Genomic DNA, 25,819 nt, shown 5'->3' with positions numbered 1-25,819 from the left:
ATCACTGCGTATCAACAGCATTCTGATCAGGTAATTCATTGTGAGCGCTTACCGCGAGGATGATGCATCGTTTAAGGAGGTGATCCAGCCGCAGGTTCCCCTACGGCTACCTTGTTACGACTTCACCCCAGTCATGAACCACACCGTGGTGATCGCTTTCCCGAAGGTTAAGCTAACCACTTCTGGTGCAGTCCACTCCCATGGTGTGACGGGCGGTGTGTACAAGGCCCGGGAACGTATTCACCGTGACATTCTGATTCACGATTACTAGCGATTCCGACTTCACGGAGTCGAGTTGCAGACTCCGATCCGGACTGAGACCGGCTTTTCGGGATTAGCTGACTCTCGCGAGCTCGCAACCCTTTGTACCGGCCATTGTAGCACGTGTGTAGCCCTACTCGTAAGGGCCATGATGACTTGACGTCGTCCCCACCTTCCTCCGGTTTGTCACCGGCAGTCTCCTTAGAGTTCCCGGCATTACCCGCTGGCAAATAAGGACAAGGGTTGCGCTCGTTACGGGACTTAACCCAACATTTCACAACACGAGCTGACGACAGCCATGCAGCACCTGTCTCTGCGTTCCCGAAGGCACCAAGTGATCTCTCACAAGTTCGCAGGATGTCAAGAGTAGGTAAGGTTCTTCGCGTTGCATCGAATTAAACCACATGCTCCACCGCTTGTGCGGGCCCCCGTCAATTCATTTGAGTTTTAACCTTGCGGCCGTACTCCCCAGGCGGTCGACTTATCGCGTTAACTTCGCCACAAAGTGCGCTAGGCACCCAACGGCTGGTCGACATCGTTTACGGCGTGGACTACCAGGGTATCTAATCCTGTTTGCTACCCACGCTTTCGCACCTCAGTGTCAGTGTCAGTCCAGAAGGCCGCCTTCGCCACTGGTATTCCTCCCGATCTCTACGCATTTCACCGCTACACCGGGAATTCTACCTTCCTCTCCTGCACTCTAGCTTGACAGTTCCGGATGCCGTTCCCAGGTTGAGCCCGGGGCTTTCACAACCGGCTTATCAAGCCACCTACGCGCGCTTTACGCCCAGTAATTCCGATTAACGCTTGCACCCTCCGTATTACCGCGGCTGCTGGCACGGAGTTAGCCGGTGCTTCTTCTGCGAGTGATGTCTTTCCTAATGGGTATTAACCACTAGGCGTTCTTCCTCGCTGAAAGTGCTTTACAACCCGAAGGCCTTCTTCACACACGCGGCATGGCTGGATCAGGCTTTCGCCCATTGTCCAATATTCCCCACTGCTGCCTCCCGTAGGAGTTCGGGCCGTGTCTCAGTCCCGATGTGGCTGATCATCCTCTCAGACCAGCTACGGATCGTTGCCTTGGTGAGCCATTACCTCACCAACTAGCTAATCCGACATAGGCTCATCCAATAGCGGGAGCCGGAGCCCCCTTTCTCCCGTAGGACGTATGCGGTATTAGCCTGGGTTTCCCCAGGTTATCCCCCACTATCGGGCAGATTCCTATGCATTACTCACCCGTCCGCCGCTCGTCAGCGGGTAGCAAGCTACCCCTGTTACCGCTCGACTTGCATGTGTTAGGCCTGCCGCCAGCGTTCAATCTGAGCCATGATCAAACTCTTCAGTTTAAAATCATTGTGATGCTTACTCGTCACTCGAAAACGTAATGTTTACGAACAACAAAAGCGCATCAAACTTGGCTCAAGGTTCAAACGAATTCATTCCAACTATTGTTTAAAAACTTACGTTTAAAAACTATCGTTCTCATGACCGCTTGCCTTGATATTTGGTGATTTATCACCCTCATCGGCAAGCGCCCACATGAATTACCTGATCAAATTGTTAAAGAGCTGTTTTCGCTGCTGAACTTCCTAAGAAGTAACTGACTAACCGATGAACTGGCTTGCCTCAGCGAGGAAGGCGTATTCTACGCATTTCCTGGTGTTTGTCAATCACTGTTTTGAGTGAGTGAAGCGAGTGAGCGAAGAAAGCGAAATAACGATGCTTTCTGGCGTGGCTCGTTTCAAAAAGCGTTGGAAGACATCGCAGTATATTGCTGCTGAGTTCTTCTAACTCTCTGACAAACCGAAGGTTTTCACCTTCATTCACCGCTGGTAACGCTGTGCGTCCCCGGCAGCGGATGCGTACTTTACGGATTCGCTGCCGTCTTGGCAAGGGCTATTTATAGATAAATGCAAAAAAGTTTTAAGGCAAACCGTTTTGTGTTTGAAAGCGCTTCGACGGCACTCCATTGACGGTTACACTTACTCAAGCTTTATAGCAACCAACGCCCATTTCATTTTGAGGTCCGTGATGAGCCAGCACCTATTAACTGTCGATTCATTACAGCGCGAAAGCGTTGACCACCTGCTACGCGTTGCGGCGCGTATGGAACCCATCGCCAGTCGCCGCCAAGTTACTCGGGTGCTGGAAGGTGCTGTGCTTGGTAATTTGTTCTTTGAAGCGAGTACACGCACACGCGTGAGCTTTAATGCTGCGTTTTGCCGTCTGGGGGGAAGTGTGTGTGACACCACCGGCTTTACTTTCTCTTCTATGGCCAAGGGTGAATCGCTTTACGATACTAGTCGAGTGATGAGTGGCTATTGCGATGCGATTGTTATGCGCCATCCAGATCAAGGATCGGTAGCAGAGTTCGCCGCTGCCACCAATGTGCCGGTAATTAACGGTGGGGATGGCCCTGGTGAACACCCAAGCCAAGCACTGCTTGATCTTTATACGATTGATAAAGAGTTTCAGCGATTAGGTAAATCACTCAGCGGCGCACATATTCTGCTGACCGGTGATTTGAAATATGGCCGCACCGTGCATTCGCTGATCAAGCTACTGTCTCTCTATGATCCGCTACGCATTACCTTGGTATCTCCACCGGGCCTGGAAATGCCGACCGCGCTGATTGACCTTGTGACGTCTCGCGGGCACCGCGTCGAGCAACGTGACTCACTGGCCAGCGACTTCTCAGATCTGGACGTGGTTTACACCACACGCATACAGAAAGAGCGTTTTACCGATGAAATGAACGAGAGCTTTCAGGGGCTTTCCGACGACTTTATGGTTAATCGCGACTTTCTGGATCAGCGCTGCAGCCAAAGTACGATTGTCATGCACCCACTACCCCGAGATAGCCGCCCTGGCGCCAATGACCTAAACGTAAACCTTAACGGTGATCCGCGTTTGGCGATTTTCCGCCAAACTGACAACGGGATACCCATGCGGATGGCCATTTTTGCCACGCTATTAAAGGTAGATGAGCTGATTGAGAAAGACCTGAGACCCGTGCGCTGGTTTGTGCCATCTCAAACCGGCACTCTAGACCGTTAAGTCAGACCGTTAAGTCATTACATCAGGTTTAATGAGCGATCCGCCCACCAGGAAGTCCTTCTTGGTGGGCAAACCAACCTTCTAGAATAAGCACAGCAGCGATGCCATCGACACTTTCTTCTCGATAGTTACCACGATGACCTGCCGCATGAGCGATCTGCTTCGCTTCGCGAGTAGAGCCACGCTCGTCAACCATTTCACAGGGCTTGCCATAGCGCCCGTGCAGGCGATTACCGAACTTGCGTGACCGTGCGCTCATCGCAGACTCAGTACCATCCATATTCAGCGGCAGGCCAACTACAAACAAGTCAGGCTGCCACTCCTCTACTAACCGTGTAACAACGTTCCAGTCAGGAATGCCGTCTCGGGCGATTAGCGGCGTTAGCTCGCGTGCGCTATTAAGCAACTCATTGCCTACCGCGACGCCAATACGCCGAGTACCAAAATCAAATGCGAGTATTAGCCGTTGCCCACGATCAGCCATAAAACTTAACCATCATGCATGGCCCGCGTCGCGGGTCATCAGGTTTAGATCAACGCCCAGTATGCCAGCGGCAGCGGTTAGACGCTCGGCGGGAGGGGTGTTAAACAGTACGCTGCCTTGGCCTTCGACCGTCAGCCACGCATTCTCTTTTAGCTCGTCTTCTAATTGCCCAACGTCCCAACCAGCGCAGCCTAGGCACACCAGAAAATCTTCGGGGCCGGTATCGTCGGCAAGCGCCTGAAGAATATCCATCGAGGTGGTAAGCGCGATACCGTCTTCTACCTGAACACTGGAGTCCCACTCTTGGCTATCACCGATATGCAGAATAAAGCCACGATCCTTATGCATAGGGCCGCCATAATAGACCGGTGCATTACGGTGCGGGCTATCATCGCCTCCCAGCGACAGCTGCTCAAAGAGGGCATCGAGGGTAATTTCAAGTGGACGATTGGCGATGACCCCCATGCAACCATTGTGATCATGGTCGCAAAGGTAGATCAGGCTACCGGCAAAATTAGGGTCATCCAAGTGAGGCATAGCCATCAAAAAATGATGCTTAAAGCTTTGCATGCGTCTCCTACGGCTCGCTGAATACTCAACGAGCCTCGCGTTATTAGGCGAATAGAACGTTCAACGGCATCGGTTAGTTAAGGCGACGTTCAATAGCATCCAGCAGCATTCCGGCAATGTCCGTGCCGCGCTGATCATCAATTTCACGTACACAGGTAGGACTGGTGACGTTAATTTCAGTGATGTAGTCACCAATCACATCTAAACCAACAAACATCAGCCCTTTTTCACGAATCATGGGTTGCACCTGCTGAATCAACCAGTGGTCACGCTCAGTCAATTCACGGCTGACACCGCGCCCGCCAGCGGCGAGGTTACCCCGAGTTTCACCCGCCGAGGGAATACGCGCCAGCCCGTAGGGCACGGGTTCACCGTCAACCAATAAGATACGCGTGTCGCCATCTTTGATTTCGGCTAGGTAGCGTTGCGCCATAATTTGCCGCTGGCCGTGCAGGGTTAATTGCTCAATGACCGCACCAATGTTGCGGCCATCAGGGCCAATATGAAAAATCCCAGTACCGCCCATGCCATCAAGGGGTTTGAAAATCACATCACCATGTTCCGCGTGGAAAGCACGCAGGACGTCATCACGACTGGCGACAATAGTGGGCGCACAGCACTGGGGAAACTGCTGGGCAAATAATTTTTCATTACACTGCAACAATGCAGCGGTTGGATTAACTACCAGAACGCCTTCCCGCTCGGCAAACCCCAGCAGATGGACCGCATTGGTAAAGTCGGCATCGACAGGCGGGTCTTTGCGCATTAGCACAATATCCAACTCCACCAGTGGGCGCTGAGCCGCTTCACCGAGGTCGTACCAATGGTTAGGATCGCGATGCACCGTTAATGGGCGCATACGTGCATAAGCCTGTCCTGCGTTCAAGAAAAGATCTTCTTGCTCCATATAATGCAGTGTGTAGCCGCGCTCTTGCGCCGCCCACAGCATGGCCATGGTGGTATCTTTCTTGTAAGCGATGTCGCTGATGGGATCCATCACCACACCGAGATGCAACGTTGATTGGCTCATCGGGGTAACATCCATACATGAACAAAAGGTAAGCAGTATGCCGCACTGCCTGCACAGCTCCAACCGTCGCTAGGGACTACTCGTCTTGCCCGTCCGTTAACGCGCCCGGTACAAGCCGGATAGCACCAGGCTCTAGGGTAATTAACTGCTGCTTATAAAGTCGCCCGATGGCCTGCTTATAAGCACTCTTGCTAACACCTAATCGCGTCTTAATATCATGCGCGGAGCTTTTATCACCCAACGCTAGATAACCACCACTTTCACGTAGCGCCTGCAATACTTTATCACCCACTACATCTAAGCGAGCCACACCCGGGGGGAGCAGGCAAATGTCGACACGACCATCTTCGCGGCGCTGCTTTACATAGCCTTTCAGCGACTGCCCGCGGCGCAGCGGCTGGGTAATATCATCTTGATAGATCAACCCCCAATAGCGGTGATTAACCACTACCTTCATTCCAAGGTCGGTGCGATCGGCCACTACCACAGCCACTTCATCACCTTTTTCCAGCGCCCAAGCATCGTCTGTCAAAAAACGATCCAGGCGCATGGTAGCCACAGGTCGCCCTTGGTCATCGCTATACAGCATTACCAGTACCCGCTTACCGGGATCGGGACGAAAGCGCTGCTCGCTATAAGGCAGCAGTACATCTTTGGGCTGCCCCCATTGCAGAAACGCCCCTGTGCTATTGACCGCCGTCACGGTCAAATAGGCTACGTCACCCAGCTGAGCAGCGGCGTCGCTTGCGGAACGGGGAGAAGAGTGAGACTCACGGACCATGGGTACCGTCCTTACAGAAAGTAGACCTTCATTATGGTGCCTTGCGCACGCAAGGCAAAGTGCAGCCGGTATACGTAAATTCGACAGCGCATAAGCAGCGACTGACACCACTCAACAGGGCATCAGCCCAGCTAGTAAGCACTTACTTACGCGCACCGTTAAAAAATAAGCCCCTAAAATATTCCTTAAGAATAGGCTCTTAAGAATAAATATTTAAAAATGAGCTCTTACAAGTGGGTACAGAGAAGTGAGCACTAAAAAGTGAGTACTTACACATCACCGAAGTGGTGCTGTAGCAACGTTAACGCAACAACAGGTGCCGTTTCAGTACGCAATACTCTTGGGCCGAGCGTCAGCGGTGTAAAACCACCGACAGTGGCCGCATTAATATCCGCAGCACTTAAGCCACCCTCTGGGCCGATTAAGAGCGCTACTGAAGCGGGGCATGGCTGTTGCGAAAATACATTGCCCGTCGCTAGGTGAAGCATCAAGCGTAACGGCTCTTGCCGCTCGGCCAGCCAATCATCCAGCGCTTTTGGTGGATAGACGGGGGGGACAACCGCTCGCCCACTCTGTTCACAAGCGCTAGCCGCAACCGCCTGCCAGTGAGCCAGTTTTTTCTCTTCACGATCGCCCTTGAGACGCACATCACCCCGCTCTGTGTAGAGCGGGGTAATCGCTGCAACGCCCAGCTCAACGGCTTTTTGAATGGCATAATCCATCCGGTCGCCTTTCGAGATCGCTTGGCCAAGGTGCACCGCTAACGGCGATTCGCCACTACCCGGCCAGACAGCCTCGATGATCACTGTCGTTTGCTTGCGACCAACATCGGCTAAGCGCACGCCAGCCTCTTGGCCGTTGCCATCAAACAGCATCAGCGGTGCACTTTCGCCCAACCGTAGCACCCGCGTCACATGCCGCGCTGGGCCGTCAGGCAGAGTGATGGTTGCGCCCACTGCAAACTCAGCGGGCACATAAAGGCGGGGCATTTTGCCGTGTAAGGCAACCCAGTCAGCAGCATGCATACTTAGTGAGTATTCTCGGCTGCTTGCTGAGCCTGCTGCGCTTCACGCTGCTTGCGCTGAGCATACATGGCTTCAAAATTCACCGGCGCCAGCATTAGCGGCGGGAAACCACCACGGTTGACTAGGTTGTCAACGCACTCACGGGCATAAGGGAACAGCAAGTTGGGGCAGAACGCACCCAGAGTTTGTTCCAGCTGAGCCCCTTCAATTCCAGCAATACGGAACAGGCCGGCTTGCTCTACTTCTGCAAGGAACGACGTAGTGCCGGTTTCGCTATCGTTAACCTGGGCAGTCACCTTTACAACCACTTCGTACTGGTCGTCGGCTATTTTCTGGCTAGTGGTGTTCAGATCCAGATTCACCTTAGGCTTAAATGCCTGCTTGAATACTGAAGGTGAGTTCGGCGCTTCAAAGGAAATATCTTTCACATAGATACGCTGTAAAGAGAACTTCAGCTGAGGCTTTTCGCCTTCTGCGGCGCCTGCCTGCGGGGTGTTGTTATCTTCCGCCATTGGGATACTCCTAATTGTTCATCTGCTAAAAAATTGCGCGACAGCGCACGGTTAAATACTTTCTACTTAATTACTTTTTTACCACCGGAAGACCATCGGCCTGCCACTGCACCATGCCACCTCTTAACTTATTGACACGTTCAAAACCTGCCTTAGCAAGTTTTGCCTGGGCAGCACCAGAGCTCTGGCCATGCTTACATACCACGATGATCGGCTGGCTTTTCACTTTCTCCAGTTCATTCATGCGGCTGTCGAGGTTGCTTTGAGGAATATTGCGTGCACCTGCAATATGTCCTGCTTTAAAGTCTTTGCTTTCACGGATATCCAGCACCACCGCGTCTTCACGGTTAATAAGCTGAGTCGCCTGGGTAGAGGTCACAGCATGCGTGGCGGCGCTGCGCGCTTCGTACGCCACCCATGCTATTAATACCAGCAAAAACGCCCCGACAAGTAGGGGGTGGTTCATTACGAATTCGAACAGCTGATCGATCATCGTGAACACAATCTCTTGGTCTATGCAGAAAAAAGCGGCCTAGCCGCCTCCAGAAACGCAACAAGTATACACGTCACACGGCATACCGCGCAGGCCATGACGCCCAACGGCTGCCTGCGTTATGATGCCCCATGCGCGCGCCTGTCGCGACCCTGATTATAAGGTGTTGTCTGAAAACTGTTTGAGCAACCTTCACCAACGTTTCAAACAGCACCTCATGTCGCTTGGCTGACCAACATAACGAGGTTTTCATGGCTACAACTGCACCGCGCCCCGTGGCGCTAATCATTTTAGATGGCTACGGCCACAATCCCGATAGCGCCCACAACGCAGTGGCCGCAGCTAATACGCCCAACATGGACAAACTGTGGGCCAACCGCCCGCATGCCTTTGTGCACACTGATGGTCGCCATGTGGGTCTGCCTGACGGGCAGATGGGTAATTCTGAAGTAGGCCATATGAATATTGGTGCCGGACGCATTGTCTACCAGGACTTCACCCGCATCACCAAAGCAATTGAAGACGGCGACCTAGACACCAACGAGGTGCTGACCAAGCCCATCGACGAGGCCGTTGCCAATGGCCGTGCTGTCCACTTGCTTGGGCTGCTTTCTCCCGGCGGCGTGCACAGCCACGAAGACCACTTTATTGCCATGGCCGAGCTTGCTGCCCGACGCGGCGCTCAGCGCATTTTTATCCATGCGTTTTTAGACGGACGCGATATGCCGCCGCAAAGTGCGCTCCGCTCGATCGAGCGTGCTAATGCACGTTTGGCAGAGCTGGTAGGTGCCGACAATGGCTTTGTTGCATCAGTCATTGGCCGCTTTTATGCAATGGACCGTGATAACCGCTGGGAGCGGGTTGAGCAAGCCTACCGCTTGCTGACCGATGGTCACGCTGACTTTATTACTTCCAGCGCTGAAACCGCCCTGCGCGACGCTTACCAGCGCGGCGAAACCGACGAATTTGTCGCTTCTAGCAGTATTCCGCTGAATGGCACCGCCATTACGCTCCAAGACGGCGATGCAGCTATTTTCCTTAATTTTCGCTCCGACCGCGCCCGCGAATTAACGCGTGCAATCACTGAAGCTGAGTTTAACGGCTTTGAGCGGCGTGTACGCCCTACGCTGGCTGGCGACGGTTTAGTCACGATGACCCAGTACGCCGCCAACATTCCAGCACCAGCGGCCTTTCCCCCATCTGATCTCACCGACACCCTGGGTGAAGTGGTTGCTAAACGAGGCCTAACTCAGCTACGTATTGCAGAAACAGAAAAGTATCCCCACGTCACCTTTTTCTTCTCCGGCGGTAATGAAGCCGAGTACGCAGGCGAAGAGCGCATTTTAGTGCCCTCCCCCCGTGACGTTAAAACCTACGACGAAAAACCCGAGATGAGCGCCTTTGAGATCACCGATAAGCTGGTGAACGCTATCGACAGTGGTCGCTTTGACTTAATAGTGTGCAATTATGCCAATGGCGACATGGTTGGCCATACCGGTGACTTCAACGCCGCAGTAAAAGCGATTGAAACCGTTGATACTTGCGTTGGCCGGGTAGTAGAGGCCATTGAGCGTGCTGGTGGTGCTTGCCTGATCACAGCTGACCATGGCAATGCCGAACAGATGGTGCATCCAGAAACAGGCGCGCCGCAAACAGCCCACACTACCTTTACGGTACCGTTGATTTACGTGGGAGAGCAGAATGGACGGCTGGAAGATGGACGACTGTGCGATTTAGCGCCGACGCTGTTAACCATGATGAACCAGGCTCAGCCCGAAGCAATGACAGGTAACCCACTGATTCATTTTGATTGATGCTGATGCGATGGACGTTAGCTGTCGCGCTCATGCTGGCGTTAGGTTATGCGCCAGCAAGTTTAGCCCAGCCAAATGAAAATGCCGCGCGCCAACAGTTGGATGCGATTGGCCAGGAGATCGAAGCGGCTGCCCAGCGCCTCAGTGCGACCGGGCAAGCGCGGGATAGCGCCGAGCGTGAGCTGCGCCATGTGGAAACGGAGCTTGCCGAGACTCACCAGCGCCTGGATCAACTTCAGGCCGAGCGCCGTCAACTGGCCGACGAAACGACCCAACTTCGCCAGCACCGAGAGCGCTTGGAAGGGGAGCGTGAAGCACAATACGCTGCGCTGAGCCAACAGCTGGCAGCCCTTTATCGACTGGGGCCAACACCCCAGTTAAAACTGCTCCTTAACCAAAGCGATCCTGCCGAGCTGGATCGAATGCAGGCGTATCTAAATCGCCTGACTCAGGCGCGTCAGCAACGCCTTACGGATATAAGCCGCCTCGACAACGCACTGGCAGATACCGAGCAAGCGCTCAGCGAGCGTCAAACGCGCCTTGATGCATTAGCCGACGAGCTAGAAGAGCAAAGCGCGATACTCGCTCAGCGAACCGAGGAACGGCGTGGCGTCGTAGCGACCCTGGATGATCGCTATGGCAGCGAAGAGGACCGCTTAGCCGATCTAAATCAAAGCCGTGAGCAGGCCGAGCAGCAGCTAAGGGCGATACAAGCGGAGCTAGCTCGTTTAGCCGAGCCAACACCGACCACACATATCACCCGCACGCAGGGCGATTTACCCTGGCCCGTTCAAGGAGCCATTACGGCAACCTTCCAGCGTAGAGACGGCGTGCACTATAACGGTATTGTGATCCGAGCAGATTCGGGCAGTGCAGTTACAGCCGTTCATACAGGCCGCGTGGTATTCGCCGACTGGATGCGTGGCTTTGGCAACCTGCTGATTATTGATCACGGTGACCAGATCATGACGCTCTATGCTCACTTGCAACAATTTAGTGCGCGGCCCGGCCAACAAGTAAGCCGTGACACTGAAATTGGACGTGTCGGCAACAGCGGCGGGCAGACCAACCCCGCGCTTTACTTCGAAGTGCGGCGTAGCGGTGAACCAATTAATCCACAACGTTGGATTGCACGCCGCTGACGGGATAAGCTGCCCCCTATGAATTAACAATCATGTCTCAACTTATGCAGCGCCTTCTGGCGCTGCCTTTCGCCTAGCGGAGTCCGCATGACGCTATCTGTTACCAAGGTATCGGCCCCTGCCAAGCGCTTTTTGGCTACCCTGCTCCCGCTTGTACTGCTGACTGCTCCTCTCCCCTTAGTGGCTCAGTCTGCAAATAGCGTTGCTGATGACCTACCGCTTGAAGAGATCCAGACCTTTGCTGAGGTGTTTGAGCGCATTAAACGTGGCTATGTCGAAGAGGTTGACGACCGCACGTTATTGCGTAATGCCATGCGAGGCATGCTCAGCGAACTAGATCCCCATTCAGCCTATTTAGATGAAGAAGAGTACCGAAGCCTGCGCGAATCCACCCAAGGTGAGTTTGGCGGTATTGGTATTGAAGTAGGCACAGAAAACGGGCAGCTAATAGTTATTACCCCCATCGATGACACACCGGCTTCACGAGCGGGCCTGTTATCCCGTGATGTGATTGTGGCTATCGATGGAACGCCAACCGACAGCTTATCGCTTCAAGAGGCGGTTAACCTGATGCGTGGCGAACCGGGTAGCCAACTGCGTATTTCCGTCTTGCGGGCGGGTGAAGAGTCTCCGCGTGAGTTCACACTAACGCGCGAAGTGATTCGCAATGAAAGCGTTAAGCATGAAGTGCTGGAGCCAGGCTATGGCTACTTGCGAATTAGCCAGTTTCAGTCGCGCACCCCAGAGCAGGCACGCAGATCGTTAGAACGTATGGCCCGAGAGCAGCCACTTGAGGGACTCATTCTCGATTTACGCAATAACCCAGGTGGCGTTTTGCAGGCCGCCGTTGGCGTTGCCGACCTGTTCCTGGATGAAGGACTGATTGTGTACACCGAAGGACGACTTTCTGACACCGAAATGTCGTTTTCGGCATCGCCAGAGACACCCGCTGGTGATGTGCCGCTCGTTGTACTGATCAACAGTGGTAGCGCCTCGGCTGCTGAAATTGTCGCAGGGGCGCTTCAAGACCAGCGCCGCGGGGTGATAATGGGTACCGAAAGCTTTGGAAAAGGCTCCGTGCAGCAGATCATGCCGCTTGGCAATGGTGAAGGTCTTAAGCTGACAACCGCGCTTTACTACACCCCCAATGGGCGCTCAATCCAAGCACAAGGTATCGAGCCTGATGTGGAAGTGGTGCGCGGCCGGCTGGAAATAGCTGAGGGGCAACGTCGAATCCGCGAAGCTGATCTTGATGGTCATCTAAGCGGCCAAGACGCAATGCCCCGGGAGCGGGCTGAAATGTCTCAGCGCCTACGCGAGGACTATCAGCTCAGTGAAGCACTGAACTTACTCAAAGCATTGAACGTGGTGGATCGTCGGCGCCGTTAACGACACGACTGCGGCAGGCGTCCTCGCTCTCCGATTGCCTGCCGCATCACCAGTCGTTTTATCGGCACCAACTGGTTCATACCACTCATTCCCATATTGCGCGCCAGCGTCAATGCAGGCACCTGGCTACCGAAAAGCACTTTAAACCCTTTCATCAGCCCTAGCATGGCGCTGTTATCGAAGCGCCTACGCCGCTCGTAGCGACTCAGCGTGGTCAGCGCCCCCCAGGGGGCTCCTCGCTGCCATGCATTAATCACTTCCTCAGCCAGCACTGCCGCATCCATAAATCCTAGGTTAACGCCCTGCCCCGCTAGCGGGTGAATGCTATGGGCCGCATCGCCCACCAAGGCAAAATTAGCCTGTACGTAGTGAGCGGCGTGGCGCTGAATCAGCGGAAACCGATAGGCCGTATCAACGGCACTCACCTGACCTAAACGGTAGTCAAAGGCCTCACTTAGCGCCTGCCCCAACGCATCACTAGAGAGCGATGTAAGTTGATGTGCATGCTCAGGCGTGGTCGACCAGACAATCGAACAGTAGCGATCATCACCGCTCACTGTTAACGGCAAAAAAGCCAGTGGATGGCCAGCGATAAAAGCCTGGCGAGCCGTGTCGCCATGGGACTTTTCACACCTTACGGTGGTGACAACGGCCTCTTGCTGCATAGACTCTTCAGCCACCGATATCCCTGCCAATTCACGCATGGTGGAGCGTGCACCGTCGGCAGCAATTAATAATGGCGTATTCAGTTGTCGGCCGTCATCCAGCACTAACCAGCGCCCGTTATCCGAGGTTTGCAAAGCCTCCACGCCCACTCCAAAGAAAGTGCTAACTGAAGGCAGCGCTAGCACCTGCTCATTTAACGCGGCCAATGTCACATCGTTTTCAACAATATGTCCAAGTACGGGCGCACCTGCTTCATCGGCGGAAAAATGGATGCTACCGCTGCCTTCTGCATCCCACACCTGCATATAACGGTAAGGCGTTACCCTAGTAGCAGCCATCGCGGGCCACGCCTTCAAGTGTGAGAGCAGCCGCTGAGAAACCGGCGTCAGTGCACTCACCCTGGGGGCAGGCGGATGGTCACCAAAGGCATCTAAGCGCAGTGGTGCTGCTTTGGTTTCTACCAACGCCACTTGCATCCCAGCGTTAGCCAGCAGCCCTGCTAGCGCCGTGCCGACCATTCCGGCGCCTACGATCACCGCGTCAAAACGTTCAACCGGCACATCTATTGCCGCTGTTTGCGTTTTCATAACGTTCCCTTAGCTGCTTGTTGCATCAGCGCTCCAGACCCATTGCTCTACGTGCCAAGCTGCGGCGAAGCGGGCCCACTAAATTAAGCCCCACCAGGCCAGCTGCTCGGGCATGCGGCAGTAGGGGCAGCGAATAGCCAAATAGACGCACTAACCCATCGCTAAACCGGATGACATTGGCACGGTCTTGCGCACGACGCTGCTCAAAGGCTAGTAGCATGTCCATATCACCAAGAGTACGTTGGTTCTGAGCGCCCTGCGCTAGCGCTTCGACCAGATCCATCACTGAGCGCAGTGCCAAGTTGAACCCCTGACCCGCTACCGGGTGAAGCGCATGGGCAGCATTTCCCAACACCGCCAACCCAGGTCGAACTGGCTCTTCCGCGGTAATCAGCGAAAGTGGGTAGCTGAAACGCTGCCCCACCCGAGTAAAACGCCCGACTCGATCACCAAAGGCAGCTTGTAGCTGGCGTAAAAACGCCGAATCGGAGAGCGCTAGTCGCGCCTGCTCTGTGCCGCTGGCATGCGTCCAGACCAGCTCCATCGCTTGGCCAGGCAGTGGCAGCAGTGCGATTGGCCCTTCTGTTGTAAAGCGCTCATAGGCAACCCCCTCGTGGGGCTGGCTAATACCGACATGGGCAATGACGGCTGTTTGCTCGTAAGAGCGGTGGCGACTACTGATGCCCAACTGCTCTTTCAGCCCAGATCGCCCGCCATCAGCGAGAATTGTCAGCGCTGCCGTTAGTTCACTGCCATCGGAAAGCACCAGGCGGTGGCCGTTAGCTTGTGGCGTGAGTTGCGCCACCGTTGCAGGGCAGTGCCACTCAATCGGCAGTTGCTGAAGATGGTGATGCAGCACGCGCCCCATCCAAGCATTAGGAATGACATGCCCCAATGCCGACACTCCCAGCTCCTGAGCACTAAGCCTCGTGGCACCTAAGCGACCCCGCTCGCTGATATGAATGCGCTTGATCGGGGTAGCTTCACTGCGCATCGCTTCCCAAACACCCAGTTGGCGAAAGCGTTGGGCAGAGCCCTCAGCGATAGCACTGGCCCTAGCATCAAAGCTTGGCTGCCACGCTGACTTCTCAGCGTTTTCAGGTAAGGCTGCCGCTTCAACAATTGCCACACGCCAGCCGTAGCGCTCAATCAACGGCGCTAACGCACAGCCCAAGCTGGCACCGACCAACCCGCCTCCCACAATAACGATATCGTGGGTGAGCATAGCTGCTTGCTGCTGTCTTACCTGCTGAGTCTTATGCATTGCCATCTCCTACGGATAAACCAAACCCAGCAAATGTAATTTCGTAATGTAAATTACATAAACAAATATCAATAGAATTTTACTGCTTATTTATTAACCATTAATTGCTCTATATCAGCAATTCGCTTTGGCACGGCTGACGTAAGTACTTCATGCCCATCGCGGGTCACCACGACATCATCTTCAATACGAATTCCAATTCCGCGGTAAGCGGCAGGAATATCATCATCGCAGGGAATATATAAACCAGGCTCAATCGTGACGACCATGCCTTCGGTTAGCAGGCGCGGTGTCTCTTCATCCAACCGATAAGTTCCTACATCGTGTACGTCTAGCCCCAACCAATGGGACGTAGAGTGCAGGTAGAAGCGCCGATAGCTCTCATCGTCAATGCACGCCTGTACATCGCTCTCTAACAACCCGAGACTGATCAGTCCAGTGGTTAAATCCCTCACGACCCCTTGGTGAATATCCGCCAGCGTGGCTCCCGGCTTGACGGCGTGCACTGCACGCTCTTGCGCATCTAGCACCACTTGATAAAGCGCCCGCTGAGCGTCATTGAACCGACCATTAACCGGGAACGTACGGGTAATATCCCCAGCGTAGAGGTCGAACTCGGCCCCTGCGTCAATCAGCACAAGTGTATCGGCCTGCAACGTATCGCTGTTCTCAATATAGTGCAGCACGCAAGCGTTAACGCCACCACCAACAATGGTGCTATACGCAGGCCCGCTAGCACCTTGCCAAACGAATTCGTGCTCTAACTCTGCCTGCAACTGATACTCGCTTAACCCTGGACGGCAGACACGCATCGCACGCGTATGCGCCTTTGCTGAAATAGCGGCCGCATGGCGCATTAAGGAAATTTCAGCAGGGCTTTTAATAAGGCGCATCTCATGAATAAGCGGGCGGCTATCCAACCATCCTTTCAATGCTGGCTTACCTCGGCGTAGACCAGCTTGAGCGAAGGCCAACGCCTCTTCTGCAATACTCAGCGCCTCGGGATTATCTAATGGCAGGTAGAGCAGTTCGCGGCCTGCCAATAGACCTGGTAACAGCTCTTCCCGCTGAGCATTTTCAAACGCTTGATCAATGCCATGCTGAGCCTCAACGCCCTGGGCTCCTAGTCGTCTACCTGTCCAGGTTTCCATAGTGGCGTCGCGGTCTTGGCAAAACACCACGCTTTGGCCTGCCTCGCGCCCAGGCAGCACTACAAGCAACGCATCGGGCTCTTGAATGCCGGTTAAGTAGTAAAAATCACTCTGCTGGCGGAACGCGTATTCGCTATCGTGAGAGCGCGTTACCAAGGCAGCGCTTGGCACCACTAGCGCAGCATTGGCAGGCAGCTGGGCGATGAGCGCTTCTCGGCGCTGGCGGTATTCTGCCGGCGCAATAGCGGCGGGGCGAGGCAGTAACTCAGGCAACATAGATAACTCCTGTATTAATGAACGGGGGCGTCGGTCTGCTCAACCTGGGGCATTCCTGGGTGCTGCTCGGTGTAGAGCAGCATTGCCGCCATACGCGCGTGTTCCGTCAGCGCAAATAGATCATTTTCGTTTTCAGGACTATCCTCGATATCGGTTTCGATCTGTACGAGTCCTGCGAGATCATCGATGGCCTCTTGAAGCGTCTTAGACCAGCGTTCGCGTAGCGCCTCATCAGCTACGTCCTCAACAACTTCCATAAAACCCAGCGTCCACTCTTTTAGCCCCTGGGCTTGCTCGGCGAGTGAAAAAAGCTCATCGGGTAGCAGCGGTGTGTAATTCAAATCGCTGGCGCTCAATGCCTCCAGCGTTTGACGCCGCCAACCTAGTAAGCGTTCAGCGCTAGCAGGATCTCGCGGCTGCTCGACACCTAAGCTTAGGCATACTTCTTCTAGCCATGCTTCAGCCGTCACATCACGCAGCGCTAACAGACCACTTAGGCGGCCATCCAAAAACGCGGGCGACTGCATACTTCCATGCAGAAGAAAAACATCCGCGACGTCAGAAAAATCCTGGCGTTCATTGATTAGGGACATGGGCATTGCTCGCTATACAAAATGGGGAATGAAATCGTCGTAACAACATGTCTAAAAGGGTGTTAAACCGCAGAAGGAATCTTACGGCGCGCGCGCGCCTGTGCGTTGACCCCACATAAGCGGCTCTCTTATAGTGAATGCCAACTATCCTTCCTATGCAGCGATGTTAACGCATTGGTCAACAAAATGACCTGTGCTGGAGTTTTTGATGAGTAACGCGAAGCGGCCAACCAAAGAAATCACCCTACTGGGTCGCAGCTACATGATTGCTTGCGACACTGGCGAAGAAGCTAAGCTTGAACGTGCTGCTCGCTATTTAGATCGCGCGATGAATGGTATTCACGCCCAAAGCAACGCCCTTGGCAGTGAACGGGTTGCAGTGATGGCAGCCCTGAATATCACCCATGAATTGCTTGAGATTATGGATGAGCACCGCGCGAGCGAAGCAAACCTTAGCCGCCTAAACGACCGTCTTGAACGGGCACTAGCAGATACACGCCAACAAAAAGAACCGTAAGAACCTGCTGTCGGCTCTTTGGCATTATCACTGGCTCTGTTAGGATAGAGATGTTCTCTGGGGTGTACGCCAGTCGTTATAGTCCCTCGAGCCTATGCGAAGTACCCAGGGGGCCAAATGCTAGCCAAACCCGTGTGCATGTCCGTGCGTCGGAAAGCCTGACGGTTTGGCTGCGGCCACCCACCTGAACCAGTAGGTTCAGGGCCAGAACGACAGCGGCATTCTGGGGAACACTTAGTTTTGGTTAGCTCGTCATGAGTAGCTCGTTATGAACGATACTGCTGACCGCAGTACATCAGGCGATAAAATTGCGCTTCGCCGTGAGCTTAGACGCAGACGCCGTATCCTTTCCCTAGATCAGCAAAAACAAGCCGCTGCCGCTCTTTGCCAGCGCCTTAAAGGGCTACCTGAAATTCGTCGCGCGAAACGCATTAGCCTTTATTTACCGGTTAACGGCGAGATAGACCCGACACCATTAATACCTTGGCTTCGTCAGCGAAAAGTAAGCATTTACTTACCGGTATTGCGCCCATTATCGACTAATCGCCTTTGGTTTGTTGCCTACCGCGAATCCACCCCCATGGTTAAAAACCGTTTTGGCATCGCAGAGCCCTGCTCACGATTTGCCGCCGATAAGCGCAATCGCCTGCCGGCTTGGGCGCTAGATACGCTTATTGTTCCGCTGGTAGGGTTTGATAAGCAAGCAAATCGCATGGGCATGGGAGGTGGTTTCTATGATCGTAGCCTCGCTTTTATGCGCCGCCGCCAAGGGCCAGTACCGACACTCATAGGCGTAGCTCATGCCTGCCAACAGGTGGATGCGCTACCCATCGAACCTTGGGATATTCCGTTGGACGTGATAGCTAGTGACATAAGGGTTATTCGTCCAACTAAAACGGGCTGATCATTAAGATCAGCCCGTTTTAAATATCAACCTCGACTAGTTTGGCGCAGCGTTTACGCTGAAAGTGCTGTGATCAACTTAGTAAGTTAACTCCCCGATAGCGCTTGCGCGTATCCAGTAGCGAGTACCCCAAGTAAAAACACCACTGTTAGCGCCATCACCATATCAGGCTTTTTACGCCGCATGCCTCATCTCCAACGTCTTTCACGGTTGCCAAATGTCCTTAATGTGTCATCTAGACAATGTTTCTAAAAAGATGACACACCTCATTAATTTCGCCCACGACTATAGGGCTATAGGGGAGGACTGACAACTGCTTTCAGTGCAATTTTTAACGCATCATTAAACGTTTTCAAAAGTTCACTTTTCTTAACAGCTCTGCACCTCCGGGTTAGTGATCACTTACAATTATTTACGCCATGAAGAGCCGATATGCAGGGTTATCACTCTCCCACCAATAACGGTAACCAATCGCATCTAAGTACTCTGCGACATGGGTTTGATCACTACTCGGCACTTGCATACCGACTAATACACGACCGTAGGCAGCACCATGATTTCGGTAGTGGAACAGTGAAATATTCCAATCATGGGGTAGCTGGGTTAAAAAGTTCATTAGTGCACCAGGGCGCTCCGGGAACTCAAAACGGTAGAGCTCTTCTTCAAAGCGCTCGCTGGGCCGACCACCGCTAAGATGGCGGATATGAAGTTTTGCCAGCTCATTGTCGGTCAAGTCTTCAACCTGATAGCCAGCTTCACGAAGCTTATCAATCACCGCCTGGCGGTCTTCCCCACCCGGTTTAACTTGAACCCCCACAAAGATATGAGCCTCGCTATTATCTGCATAGCGATAGCTGAACTCGGTGACCATGCGCTTGCCCAGCGTGCGGCAAAACTTTTTAAAACTGCCTGGGTTTTCCGCAATGGTCACCGCCAAAATCGCTTCACGCTGCTCACCCAGCTCGGTGCGTTCCGCAATATGTTGCAAACGATCAAAATTGGTATTCGCGCCAGAGTTAATACATATCAACGTCTCGCCTTCAGCACCGGTTTGCTGCACATATTTCTTCAAGCCAGCTAGCGAAAGCGCCCCTGACGTTTCTGCGACGGCACGAGTATCTTCAAAGATATCCTTCACCGCTGCGCACATCTCATCGGTATTCACCGTGATAACGTCGTCGATTAAGTCACGTACCAGAGAAAAAGGCACTTCACCGATTTGCGCGACGGCGACACCTTCCGCGAACACGCCAACTTGATCCAGCACGACCCGCTCCCCGGCTTCTAGCGCGGCTTTTAAACAGGCACTGTCTTCGGCTTCTACGGCAATGATTTTGATATCTGGGCGCAGATATTTCACATACGCTGCGACGCCTGCAATTAAGCCGCCGCCACCGACAGGAATAAAAATAGCGTCTAGACGGCCGCTGTGCTGGCGCAGAATTTCAACACCAATGGTGCCCTGACCTGCGACCACATCGATATCATCAAACGGCGGAATATAGGTATAGCCATGCTCTTTAATCAATTCTTGAGCATGCTCAGCAGCAGCAGCAAATGCATCACCTTTCAAAATAACCTTAGCACCGCGGGCACGTACTGCCTGAACCTTAATATCGGGCGTAATACGCGGCATCACAATAACCGCTTTCACACCCATCAACTTGGCTGCCATAGCCAGACCCTGGGCATGATTGCCCGCCGATGCCGCAATCACGCCCTTGGCCTTCTGCTCTTCCGTTAGCTGGGCCATTTTGTTGTAAGCACCACGAATCTTGAAAGAAAACACTGGCTGAAGATCTTCGCGCTTAATCAAAATTTGGTTATTGAAACGACGCGACAAAAAGGGAGCGGGTGAAATAGGGGTCTCACAAGCGGCTTCATAAACGCGGGCTTGGAGGATCTTTTTGACGGTTGCTTCGAGCATGCGGGAATCCCAAAAAAATAACGTGACCCTGACGGGAGAGAGCAAAGCCTTTATTGGTAGCAGATTACGCCTAGCGTCGTCTAGCGGCGTTTCCATCGGCAGTGGGCGCTAAGGCCGTTATACTAGAGAACACTGCCTAACCCTGACGCAGGAAAATATGATGACCCAAGATGAATTGAAAGCGGCCGTAGCGGATGCTGCAGTTAAAGAGATTGAGCCTCATCTCGAAAAAGATACCGTGCTAGGTATTGGCACAGGTTCAACAGCGAACCTGTTTATTGATCGTTTAGGCCCGCTAAGAGATCGTTTCAAAGGTGCCGTTGCCAGCTCAGAAGCCAGTGCTAAGCGTCTACAGGCGCTAGGTATTGAGATATTCGAGCTGAACAATGTTGGCGATGTGCCTTTTTACATCGACGGTGCAGACGAAGTAAACGCTAACTTACAAATGATTAAAGGGGGTGGCGCAGCGCTAACCCGGGAAAAAATCGTCGCCGCCTGCGCCAAGCGATTTATTTGCATTGCCGATGGTTCGAAATACGTGAACCAACTTGGCAACTTCCCGCTACCGGTAGAAGTTATTCCGATGGCACGCTCCTACGTCGCTCGAGAGCTGGTCAAGCTAGGTGCTGACCCCGTCTATCGGCAAGGAGTAGTCACCGATAATGGCAATCAAATTATCGATTGTTTTGACTTTATGATCGACGACCCAGCATCCATGGAAGCGCGTATTAATGCCATTGTAGGCGTCGTCACGAACGGTTTATTCGCCCAGCGCGGTGCCGATGTACTGCTGTTAGGTAAAACGGACGGCGTAGAACGAACCGCGTTACGTTAGCCACTGACCAAGCCCATCGAGCGTGCGCGCCAATGCGCCTCTATGGGCTTCAATCACCTCTCGCCCAGCCTGCCCAATTTGCAGAGCAAATGATGGCGTTGCCAGCCGCTCGGCCAGCGCGTCGGCTAAGGCTTCGGGTGTTTCCACAACGCTTAACGCGCCTGCCGCTAACAGCGGCTCAGCCACATCGCTAAAGTTGTCAAGTGAAGGGCCGCAGAGCACTGGCTTACCCAACGCAGCAGGCTCCAGTACGTTGTGGCCGCCCAACGGTACCAAACTACCGCCAACATAGGCCACATGCCCTGCTGCATACAGCGTTGCCAGCTCACCTAGCGTATCCCCCAGGTAAACCTGCGTTTGTGGCGTCACGGCCTGCTGCTGGCTGCGACGGCTGAGTGCCCAGCCGCCTTGGGAACACAGCTTGGCCACTTCGTCAAAACGCTGCGGGTGTCGCGGCACCAATACCAATAACGCTGTTGGAAAGCGCTTCAATAGCTGACGGTGAGCCTCCAAGAGCAGTGCTTCTTCCCCGTCGCGGGTGGAACCTGCCACCCACACTGGGCGCGCGCCCCAAGATTGAAGTAAGTACTCACTCTCTTTCAGAGCCTTTACCTGAGAGGGCATCTCAAATTTTAACGATCCAACGACCTGAGTTACTGCTGCGCGGCAACCCAGTGCCTGAAAGCGCTCGGCATCTTGGGCAGATTTAGCAGCCAGCCATGTGACGTTAGCTAATGCACTCGCCATTAACGAACGCAAGCGCTGATAGCGTGCAAAGGCTCGTGGCGATAGCCGCCCGTTGACGACTGCGACAGGTACTGCTTGTTGGTGGCAAGCGTGCAGTAGGTTGGGCCACAGTTCGGTTTCAAACAGAATGGCAAGAGTGGGCTGCACGCGGGTAATAAAACGCTTGGCCGCGCCCGGAAAATCCAAAGGAAGAAAGCAGTGAGCAAGCCTTACTTGATCTGGCGCGGTTTGCTCACCGATGAGTGCTTGAACCTGCTGAGCACCCGTCGCGGTCATTGTGGTCAACAACAGGCTGTGCTGAGGGTAACGCGCCAGCAAACCCTCTATTAGCGGGCGGGCAGCGCGCACTTCCCCCACCGAGGCACAGTGCAACCAAATTCGCGGCCCAGGGGGAAGCTTACCCAAACGCATACCAAGCCGCTGCAAGCGCGAGTAAGTAAGTACTTGCTCACGCCAGATGCGCCAGCCAATAAGCGGCGACAATATATAGAGCACCGCTGAATAAACAAGCCGAGGCCAAATCGGCGACGCCATTAGCCCTCGCGATCCAGGATGGAGCTAATCATTGCGGTGGTCGATACGCCATCTTCAAAGCCAAGTACTTTTACATCGCCGCCGTTGGCGATAACGGCCTCCCCTCCTGCAATATCTTCAGGGCGGTAATCGCCACCTTTCACCAAAATATCCGGCAAAACGGCTTCAATTAGCGCTTGGGGAGTATCGTCACTAAATGGCACGACCCAATCGACAGCGCCTAATCCAGCCAGTACTTGCATGCGGCGATTAAGCGGATTGATTGGCCGTTTAGGGCCTTTCAAACGGCCAATAGAGGCATCATCATTTACCGCAACGATGAGGCGATCCCCCAAGCGTTTGGCTTGTTCCAAGTAGGCCACGTGTCCTGCATGAAGAATATCAAAGCAGCCATTGGTCATCACCACGCGTTCGCCACGCAGCTGGGCTGCACGCACGGCGTCGACCAGCGGGACTTGGTCAATCACCCCGAACTCAGCCAGCTTGTCGCCGTGTAGCGCGGTGTAGAGCTCGGCTATCGAGAGCGTCGCCGTTCCCGGTTTGGCTACCACCAAGCCCGCCCCCAAGTTGGCCAGCATCATCGCTTCTGGCAATGCATGGCCTGATGCCAGCGCGAGCCCCATCAGGCCAATCACGGTATCGCCTGCGCCGGTTACGTCGAACACTTCCTGGGCTCGGGTGGGCAAATGGAGCGGTGCTTGGCCTTCACGAATAAGCGTCATACCTTTTTCACTGCGAGTGATCAGCAGCGCTTCTAACTCAAGCTCAGCGCGCAACGCTTCTCCGCGCTGGGCCAGAACATCGTCATTGGCACAGTGACCAACCACCGCTTCAAACTCGGTTAAATTAGGCGTAATTAAACTGGCCCCACGATACTTACTAAAATCTTGGCCTTTCGGGTCGACCAGCACTCGCTTGCCGAAAGCACGCGCCATCTGAATCAGCGTCTCAACCTGGTTAAGCGTTCCTTTACCGTAGTCAGAAAGAATCATCACATCGCAATCAGGCAGCGCTTTTTCGACCTGCTCCAGCAGAGCAGTGGTATCGACACCATCGAGGCGCTGCTCAAAATCCAGCCGCAGTAGCTGTTGATTACGACTCATCACACGCAGCTTGGTAATCGTTGGTATCTCTGGGCTTTGTTGAAAGTAAGTACTCACATTCGAAGATACCAAACGTGACGTCAGCAGCTCGGCGTTCTCATCCTCTCCCACCACACCTGCCAGGGAAACGTGGCCGCCTAGAGAGGCCACATTCAGTGCCACATTCGCCGCGCCACCGGGACGATCATCAGCATCTTCGACACGCACCACCGGCACCGGCGCTTCGGGTGAAATACGCGACGTGCCACCATGCCAGTAGCGGTCGAGCATCACATCCCCCACCACCAATACGCGGGCATGTTCCAGGGCGGTTAAATCAACTCTCATCCAAAGGTCCTGTTGTTGGCGGCACTGCGGTATACGCCAGCAGCGCGTCTAGCTTAGCAATCACGTCGTCGGCTTTGATCAAATCCATGGCATCCGCATGGCGTACTCGCTGTCCCCAGCTAACCTCATCGACGGATTTATTCAGATACGTGCGAACCGCTTCGGGATAAGCATTGACCGCAAAATCCCGCCAACAATAAGGCGCGGCACGCTGGGGATTGGTGGTCGCATAGAGGCCAAGCGTGGGCGTACCCATGGCATTCCCCATATGCGCCGGCCCCGTGTCGGGGGCAATGACCACACGGGCATTGTCAATCAACGCCAGCACTCCTTTGAGCGATGTACCGCCGATAGCATTAATGACGCTATCCGGTTGACATAGCGCCTCAATTTGATCGCCGATTTCTCGCTCTAATGAACTCCCCCCACCGGTCAACACGCTCTTCAGACCATGGTGTACCCAGGCATGTTCAATAACGCTGGCATAGCCTTCCACTGACCAATTGCGGAAATTGCGCAGCCGTGCGTTGCTGCAAGGATTAATGACCAGATATGGCGTATCGCCACTGACCCCTCGGGCTTCTTCATAGGCCAGCGGTGGTACGGCCAGATTCCACTCCAATCGATCATCTTCTACGCCGAGCAAGCGAGCGAAGTCCATAAACGACTCCAACACATGGGCGTTAGGATGCGGCGCAAGCTGATGCTGTGTAAACCAGTGCTGAGCGTCTTTGGCACGCGACTTATCATAGCCCACTCGTACATTGGCCTTGAGGCCAAGCGAAAGCACGCTGGCGCGTATCGCTTGCTGCATGTGCAGCAGTACATCAAAGCGAGTATCGGAAAGCTCTTTCCACAGGGCGCGCATGCCCGCAAGACCGGTGGACTTGTCATAGACAACAAACTCGACCCCAGAAAGCCCCGCCAGTAAACTGTGCTCCCCCTTGCCGATTATCCAGGTAATGCGAGCGTGCGGCCATTGGCGCTGCAACGCACGCACCGTGGGCACAAGATTGCACACATCTCCCAACGCGGAGAGGCGCAAAATGGCAATATGGTTAGGTTGAGCAGGCAGAGAGGGCTTCATGCGCTTAGCGGCACTCCGGCAAAGAAATTGGCTGATTTTACATGATGTAGACAGTTTAAGTGACGCTGCCACGTCACACCAACTGTCGCAACATGGATCTCAAGGGCAGTCACACCCACTTCATCCTGATCTATTCCATCAGGCCTATTGGCGTGAGCGTAATTTAATCGTCGGGGAAGCACCAGGAAGGGGTAGCAGTTTTTTCTTAAAGGCCAGTGATTCAGAGCAGTGGGTATTGCGCCCTTATCGCCGCGGTGGATTGATCGCCAAGCTAAGCGAGAAACGCTATCTGTGGCTGGGTGAAGAACGCACCCGTGCGTTTCGCGAGTTGCGCTTAAACGCTGCGCTGTATGACCAGGGACTGCCAGTGCCACGCCCCGTTGCCTGCTGTGTTATGCGTTACGGCCCTACGTATGAAGCCGCGCTCATCACCGTTAGGATTCCAGGCGCTCAGGCGCTGGCTAGCTTATTGGCGGCAGGGGGAGCAGATGAGGCGTTACTTCAGCGCGTTGGCGCAATGATCAAGCGCTTCCATCAAGCAGGCCTTGATCATGTTGATCTAAATGCGCGCAATATCTTGATTGCCCCCCATGGTGAACCCTGGTTGATTGATCTGGACCGCTGCCGCCTACGGCCACCAGGCAAGTGGCAGGAACACAATATAAACCGCCTAGCAAGGTCGCTAAAAAAATTCCATTGCCATAGTGTGCTGCCCACCATATTAAAAGGTTATAACCGTTAAC

The 25,819-nt window shown here is 53.9% G+C and carries 23 protein-coding genes, 1 rRNA gene and 1 other RNA gene; 9 read left to right on the top strand and 16 right to left on the bottom strand.

What is annotated here, in order from left to right; genetic code table 11:
- Nucleotides 1-72: 72 nt before the first annotated feature.
- A 16S ribosomal RNA gene (locus tag ACN06F_RS00195) occupies nt 73-1,607 on the bottom strand.
- 685 nt (nt 1,608-2,292) lie between these two features.
- On the opposite strand from ACN06F_RS00195, the gene pyrB reads away from it, so the two are divergent.
- Nucleotides 2,293-3,318, top strand: coding sequence for an aspartate carbamoyltransferase (pyrB, locus tag ACN06F_RS00190; RefSeq protein ID WP_038480031.1), 1,026 nt, complete (start codon nt 2,293-2,295; stop codon nt 3,316-3,318).
- A gap of 28 nt (nt 3,319-3,346) precedes the next feature.
- Here pyrB and ruvX read toward each other — a convergent pair whose 3' ends face one another.
- The 7 genes from ruvX to ACN06F_RS00155 all read right to left on the bottom strand — a co-directional run bounded on the left by ruvX (nt 3,347) and on the right by ACN06F_RS00155 (nt 8,213).
- Nucleotides 3,347-3,802, bottom strand: a complete 456-nt coding sequence (gene ruvX / locus ACN06F_RS00185; protein ID WP_433924480.1) for a Holliday junction resolvase RuvX — start codon at nt 3,800-3,802, stop codon at nt 3,347-3,349.
- A gap of 12 nt (nt 3,803-3,814) precedes the next feature.
- Nucleotides 3,815-4,372 carry a YqgE/AlgH family protein gene (locus tag ACN06F_RS00180; RefSeq protein WP_038480025.1) on the bottom strand — a complete coding sequence of 186 codons (558 nt, stop codon included), beginning with the start codon at nt 4,370-4,372 and terminating at the stop codon, nt 3,815-3,817.
- A 73-nt stretch (nt 4,373-4,445) separates the two neighbouring features.
- Nucleotides 4,446-5,402 (bottom strand): glutathione synthase, encoded by a 957-nt coding sequence (gene gshB / locus ACN06F_RS00175; protein WP_095603320.1) that lies wholly within the window; start codon nt 5,400-5,402, stop codon nt 4,446-4,448.
- Between the two features lie 76 nt (nt 5,403-5,478).
- Nucleotides 5,479-6,183 carry a CvfB family protein gene (locus ACN06F_RS00170; protein WP_038480019.1) on the bottom strand — a complete coding sequence of 235 codons (705 nt, stop codon included), beginning with the start codon at nt 6,181-6,183 and terminating at the stop codon, nt 5,479-5,481.
- Between the two features lie 269 nt (nt 6,184-6,452).
- Nucleotides 6,453-7,208, bottom strand: a complete 756-nt coding sequence (locus tag ACN06F_RS00165) for a 16S rRNA (uracil(1498)-N(3))-methyltransferase (RefSeq protein ID WP_198348710.1) — start codon at nt 7,206-7,208, stop codon at nt 6,453-6,455.
- A 2-nt stretch (nt 7,209-7,210) separates the two neighbouring features.
- A complete protein-coding gene (gene secB / locus ACN06F_RS00160; protein ID WP_083000211.1) occupies nt 7,211-7,720 on the bottom strand; it encodes a protein-export chaperone SecB in 510 nt (169 codons plus the stop codon).
- 70 nt (nt 7,721-7,790) lie between these two features.
- The gene (locus ACN06F_RS00155) at nt 7,791-8,213 is read right to left on the bottom strand and encodes a rhodanese-like domain-containing protein (RefSeq protein WP_089040097.1); all 423 of its coding nucleotides are present in this window, start codon (nt 8,211-8,213) and stop codon (nt 7,791-7,793) included.
- A 251-nt stretch (nt 8,214-8,464) separates the two neighbouring features.
- On the opposite strand from ACN06F_RS00155, the gene gpmI reads away from it, so the two are divergent.
- From gpmI to ACN06F_RS00140, 3 genes are all read left to right on the top strand, one after another.
- A complete protein-coding gene (gene gpmI / locus ACN06F_RS00150) occupies nt 8,465-10,027 on the top strand; it encodes a 2,3-bisphosphoglycerate-independent phosphoglycerate mutase (RefSeq protein WP_198348711.1) in 1,563 nt (520 codons plus the stop codon).
- A gap of 5 nt (nt 10,028-10,032) precedes the next feature.
- Nucleotides 10,033-11,169, top strand: a complete 1,137-nt coding sequence (locus ACN06F_RS00145; RefSeq protein ID WP_198348712.1) for a murein hydrolase activator EnvC family protein — start codon at nt 10,033-10,035, stop codon at nt 11,167-11,169.
- An 87-nt stretch (nt 11,170-11,256) separates the two neighbouring features.
- Nucleotides 11,257-12,558, top strand: coding sequence for a S41 family peptidase (locus tag ACN06F_RS00140; protein ID WP_120385981.1), 1,302 nt, complete (start codon nt 11,257-11,259; stop codon nt 12,556-12,558).
- Here the strand turns inward: ACN06F_RS00140 and ACN06F_RS00135 are convergent.
- The 4 genes from ACN06F_RS00135 to ACN06F_RS00120 form a co-directional block, all read right to left on the bottom strand.
- Nucleotides 12,555-13,811, bottom strand: a complete 1,257-nt coding sequence (locus ACN06F_RS00135) for a UbiH/UbiF/VisC/COQ6 family ubiquinone biosynthesis hydroxylase (protein ID WP_433924479.1) — start codon at nt 13,809-13,811, stop codon at nt 12,555-12,557. The genes ACN06F_RS00140 and ACN06F_RS00135 overlap by 4 nt on opposite strands.
- Nucleotides 13,812-13,836: 25 nt before the next feature.
- A complete protein-coding gene (ubiH, locus tag ACN06F_RS00130; RefSeq protein ID WP_433924478.1) occupies nt 13,837-15,075 on the bottom strand; it encodes a 2-octaprenyl-6-methoxyphenyl hydroxylase in 1,239 nt (412 codons plus the stop codon).
- An 86-nt stretch (nt 15,076-15,161) separates the two neighbouring features.
- Nucleotides 15,162-16,502, bottom strand: a complete 1,341-nt coding sequence (gene pepP / locus ACN06F_RS00125; protein WP_253486360.1) for a Xaa-Pro aminopeptidase — start codon at nt 16,500-16,502, stop codon at nt 15,162-15,164.
- A gap of 14 nt (nt 16,503-16,516) precedes the next feature.
- Nucleotides 16,517-17,095 carry a UPF0149 family protein gene (locus ACN06F_RS00120; RefSeq protein WP_038479993.1) on the bottom strand — a complete coding sequence of 193 codons (579 nt, stop codon included), beginning with the start codon at nt 17,093-17,095 and terminating at the stop codon, nt 16,517-16,519.
- Nucleotides 17,096-17,303: 208 nt separating this feature from the next.
- Here ACN06F_RS00120 and ACN06F_RS00115 point away from each other — a divergent pair, with 208 nt between their 5' ends.
- The 3 genes from ACN06F_RS00115 to ACN06F_RS00105 all read left to right on the top strand — a co-directional run bounded on the left by ACN06F_RS00115 (nt 17,304) and on the right by ACN06F_RS00105 (nt 18,516).
- Entirely contained in the window at nt 17,304-17,612 is a 309-nt protein-coding gene (locus ACN06F_RS00115) for a cell division protein ZapA (protein ID WP_009723371.1), read from the top strand.
- A gap of 51 nt (nt 17,613-17,663) precedes the next feature.
- A non-coding RNA gene (ssrS, locus tag ACN06F_RS00110) (6S RNA) lies at nt 17,664-17,846 on the top strand.
- Nucleotides 17,847-17,880: 34 nt separating this feature from the next.
- On the top strand, nt 17,881-18,516 hold the full coding sequence (locus ACN06F_RS00105) for a 5-formyltetrahydrofolate cyclo-ligase (RefSeq protein WP_433924477.1): 636 nt from the start codon (nt 17,881-17,883) through the stop codon (nt 18,514-18,516).
- 412 nt (nt 18,517-18,928) lie between these two features.
- Here the strand turns inward: ACN06F_RS00105 and ilvA are convergent, their stop codons facing one another.
- Nucleotides 18,929-20,443 (bottom strand): threonine ammonia-lyase, biosynthetic, encoded by a 1,515-nt coding sequence (gene ilvA / locus ACN06F_RS00100; protein ID WP_038479987.1) that lies wholly within the window; start codon nt 20,441-20,443, stop codon nt 18,929-18,931.
- Between the two features lie 160 nt (nt 20,444-20,603).
- On the opposite strand from ilvA, the gene rpiA reads away from it, so the two are divergent.
- Nucleotides 20,604-21,278, top strand: a complete 675-nt coding sequence (gene rpiA / locus ACN06F_RS00095) for a ribose-5-phosphate isomerase RpiA (protein WP_038479984.1) — start codon at nt 20,604-20,606, stop codon at nt 21,276-21,278.
- Here rpiA and waaA read toward each other — a convergent pair.
- Genes waaA through ACN06F_RS00080 form a run of 3 tightly spaced genes read right to left on the bottom strand, consistent with a single transcriptional unit; the run spans nt 21,270 to nt 25,076 of the window.
- A complete protein-coding gene (gene waaA / locus ACN06F_RS00090; RefSeq protein ID WP_253486357.1) occupies nt 21,270-22,559 on the bottom strand; it encodes a lipid IV(A) 3-deoxy-D-manno-octulosonic acid transferase in 1,290 nt (429 codons plus the stop codon). The genes rpiA and waaA overlap by 9 nt on opposite strands.
- A complete protein-coding gene (gene hldE / locus ACN06F_RS00085; RefSeq protein WP_038479978.1) occupies nt 22,559-23,989 on the bottom strand; it encodes a bifunctional D-glycero-beta-D-manno-heptose-7-phosphate kinase/D-glycero-beta-D-manno-heptose 1-phosphate adenylyltransferase HldE in 1,431 nt (476 codons plus the stop codon). The genes waaA and hldE overlap by 1 nt, the downstream gene beginning before the upstream one ends.
- The gene (locus ACN06F_RS00080) at nt 23,979-25,076 is read right to left on the bottom strand and encodes a glycosyltransferase family 9 protein (protein ID WP_253486356.1); all 1,098 of its coding nucleotides are present in this window, start codon (nt 25,074-25,076) and stop codon (nt 23,979-23,981) included. Before ACN06F_RS00080 ends, hldE begins: the two co-directional genes overlap by 11 nt.
- On the opposite strand from ACN06F_RS00080, the gene ACN06F_RS00075 reads away from it, so the two are divergent.
- Nucleotides 25,075-25,818: a 3-deoxy-D-manno-octulosonic acid kinase gene (locus tag ACN06F_RS00075; RefSeq protein WP_120385987.1), complete on the top strand. Its 744-nt coding sequence runs from the start codon at nt 25,075-25,077 to the stop codon at nt 25,816-25,818. The two genes, ACN06F_RS00080 and ACN06F_RS00075, sit on opposite strands and share 2 nt — an antisense overlap.
- Nucleotide 25,819: the final 1 nt, after the last annotated feature.

This window comes from Vreelandella sp. 21 (assembly GCF_050995515.1).
Taxonomy (GTDB): Bacteria; Pseudomonadota; Gammaproteobacteria; order Pseudomonadales; family Halomonadaceae; genus Vreelandella; species Vreelandella alkaliphila.
Note: the sequence above shows the minus strand (reverse complement) of the source record. Positions and strands in the feature narration are given on the sequence as shown.

Coding starts and splice junctions, on each gene's coding strand:
- ACN06F_RS00115 (WP_009723371.1), top strand. CDS start 17,304: ATGAGTAACGCGAAGCGGCCAACCAAAGAAATCACCCTACTGGGTCGC.
- gpmI (WP_198348711.1), top strand. CDS start 8,465: ATGGCTACAACTGCACCGCGCCCCGTGGCGCTAATCATTTTAGATGGC.
- ACN06F_RS00080 (WP_253486356.1), bottom strand. CDS start 25,076: ATGAAGCCCTCTCTGCCTGCTCAACCTAACCATATTGCCATTTTGCGC.
- pyrB (WP_038480031.1), top strand. CDS start 2,293: ATGAGCCAGCACCTATTAACTGTCGATTCATTACAGCGCGAAAGCGTT.
- gshB (WP_095603320.1), bottom strand. CDS start 5,402: ATGAGCCAATCAACGTTGCATCTCGGTGTGGTGATGGATCCCATCAGC.
- ACN06F_RS00120 (WP_038479993.1), bottom strand. CDS start 17,095: ATGTCCCTAATCAATGAACGCCAGGATTTTTCTGACGTCGCGGATGTT.
- ubiH (WP_433924478.1), bottom strand. CDS start 15,075: ATGCATAAGACTCAGCAGGTAAGACAGCAGCAAGCAGCTATGCTCACC.
- ilvA (WP_038479987.1), bottom strand. CDS start 20,443: ATGCTCGAAGCAACCGTCAAAAAGATCCTCCAAGCCCGCGTTTATGAA.
- ACN06F_RS00105 (WP_433924477.1), top strand. CDS start 17,881: ATGAACGATACTGCTGACCGCAGTACATCAGGCGATAAAATTGCGCTT.
- ACN06F_RS00165 (WP_198348710.1), bottom strand. CDS start 7,208: ATGCATGCTGCTGACTGGGTTGCCTTACACGGCAAAATGCCCCGCCTT.
- hldE (WP_038479978.1), bottom strand. CDS start 23,989: ATGAGAGTTGATTTAACCGCCCTGGAACATGCCCGCGTATTGGTGGTG.
- ACN06F_RS00170 (WP_038480019.1), bottom strand. CDS start 6,183: ATGGTCCGTGAGTCTCACTCTTCTCCCCGTTCCGCAAGCGACGCCGCT.
- ACN06F_RS00155 (WP_089040097.1), bottom strand. CDS start 8,213: ATGATCGATCAGCTGTTCGAATTCGTAATGAACCACCCCCTACTTGTC.
- ACN06F_RS00180 (WP_038480025.1), bottom strand. CDS start 4,372: ATGCAAAGCTTTAAGCATCATTTTTTGATGGCTATGCCTCACTTGGAT.
- secB (WP_083000211.1), bottom strand. CDS start 7,720: ATGGCGGAAGATAACAACACCCCGCAGGCAGGCGCCGCAGAAGGCGAA.
- ACN06F_RS00075 (WP_120385987.1), top strand. CDS start 25,075: ATGCGCTTAGCGGCACTCCGGCAAAGAAATTGGCTGATTTTACATGAT.
- rpiA (WP_038479984.1), top strand. CDS start 20,604: ATGACCCAAGATGAATTGAAAGCGGCCGTAGCGGATGCTGCAGTTAAA.
- waaA (WP_253486357.1), bottom strand. CDS start 22,559: ATGGCGTCGCCGATTTGGCCTCGGCTTGTTTATTCAGCGGTGCTCTAT.
- ruvX (WP_433924480.1), bottom strand. CDS start 3,802: ATGGCTGATCGTGGGCAACGGCTAATACTCGCATTTGATTTTGGTACT.
- pepP (WP_253486360.1), bottom strand. CDS start 16,502: ATGTTGCCTGAGTTACTGCCTCGCCCCGCCGCTATTGCGCCGGCAGAA.
- ACN06F_RS00145 (WP_198348712.1), top strand. CDS start 10,033: ATGCGATGGACGTTAGCTGTCGCGCTCATGCTGGCGTTAGGTTATGCG.
- ACN06F_RS00135 (WP_433924479.1), bottom strand. CDS start 13,811: ATGAAAACGCAAACAGCGGCAATAGATGTGCCGGTTGAACGTTTTGAC.
- ACN06F_RS00140 (WP_120385981.1), top strand. CDS start 11,257: ATGACGCTATCTGTTACCAAGGTATCGGCCCCTGCCAAGCGCTTTTTG.